Source organism: Streptomyces lushanensis (assembly GCF_001700515.1).
GTDB lineage: Bacteria > Actinomycetota > Actinomycetes > Streptomycetales > Streptomycetaceae > Streptomyces > Streptomyces lushanensis.
In genome coordinates this window covers 1-1,049 of the sequence record NZ_MAUD01000275.1, presented here as the reverse complement: position 1 = coordinate 1,049, position 1,049 = coordinate 1, and the positions used below count along the sequence as shown (strand labels likewise).

General features: G+C 72.5%; 2 protein-coding genes. One reads left to right on the top strand and one right to left on the bottom strand.

Going from position 1 to position 1,049, the window contains the following annotated elements; genetic code table 11:
• The first annotated feature begins 391 nt into the window (after positions 1-391).
• Positions 392-562, top strand: coding sequence for a hypothetical protein (locus BFF77_RS35775; RefSeq protein WP_169922703.1), 171 nt, complete (start codon positions 392-394; stop codon positions 560-562).
• Positions 563-661: 99 nt separating this feature from the next.
• On the opposite strand, the gene BFF77_RS21910 is transcribed toward BFF77_RS35775, so the two are convergent.
• On the bottom strand, positions 662-991 hold the full coding sequence (locus tag BFF77_RS21910) for a hypothetical protein (RefSeq protein WP_425424414.1): 330 nt from the start codon (positions 989-991) through the stop codon (positions 662-664).
• Between the last annotated feature and the right edge of the window lie 58 nt (positions 992-1,049).

The window sequence follows — 1,049 nt, the reverse complement described above, 5'->3', positions numbered from 1 at the left end:
TCTTCCCGTGCCACCGGCCGACCTGCCGGAACGCGGCCGGCGGGCACGGGAAGACGGCGGGCACGGGACGGCGGGTACGAATGAGGGCCGCGGCGGGGCCGCTGAGCGGTGGTCAGCCCGCTCCGACCGGGTTCCGGGCTCGGGCGGCGCGCTCCTCCGGCGGCGACACCGGCAGCAGCGGCAACGGCAGCAGCGGCGGCACGTCCGAGGCCGTGTCCGTCATCGGCATGGTCCCCCCAAAGGGTCGGAACGGCCGAGTACCCCCGATTCGGCCGATACTTAGGCGAGCCTAACCTAATCGTCGCCTGCGAGGGTACCAAGCCTCTCAGCCTCCCCGAACCGCCGCACCACCTTCGCGGGAGTACGTTGGACGGAAGGAGGCGAGCGCGTCATGAGCAACTGGATCAGTGTGGTGGTGATCCTGGGCCTGATCGCGGTGGGATTCACGGTGATCCGCCTGCTCCAGAGCCGCGCGGCGGCACTCGCGGCCCGCGCGCACACCGCCGGCCGCGGCAAGAAGCCCCCGGCGGACGCCAAGGGCCGTCGTCCGCACGAGGGCTGAGCGGCCTGCCCGTCGTCGGCGTTCGCGCCCTTCAGGGCTCCTACGTGTTCGCCGGTCAGGGCTCGTGCGCGGTCAGGGCTGGTACGTGCTCAGGGCCGGTCAGGGCTCGTGCATGTAGAACGCGTAGAACGTGATGATGACCGTGCCGACGCCCAGCGCGAGGCCGATGCCCGAGGACAGCAGGACGCTGTGGCCGGTGAGGCTGTACAGGAAGCCCATGGCGCAGCCGACCAGGGCGCCCCACGCCGCGGCGCGCGGTTCGCGCGGCAGGGAGTGCTGGACGCGGAGAAGGCCGAGGATCAGCAGGGCGAGGAGCGCGCCGGATACCAGGGCCAGGGCGAGCTGTCCGTAGGAGGCCGGGCCGCCGCCGCGCGCGATGTACGCGGCGTAGGCGCCGTAGACGATGCCCAGCACAAGCGGGATTCCCACGCCGAGCGGGGAGAGGTGGAACCGTTCCAGCGGGGAGACATGGCGGCGCGTCGGCCGC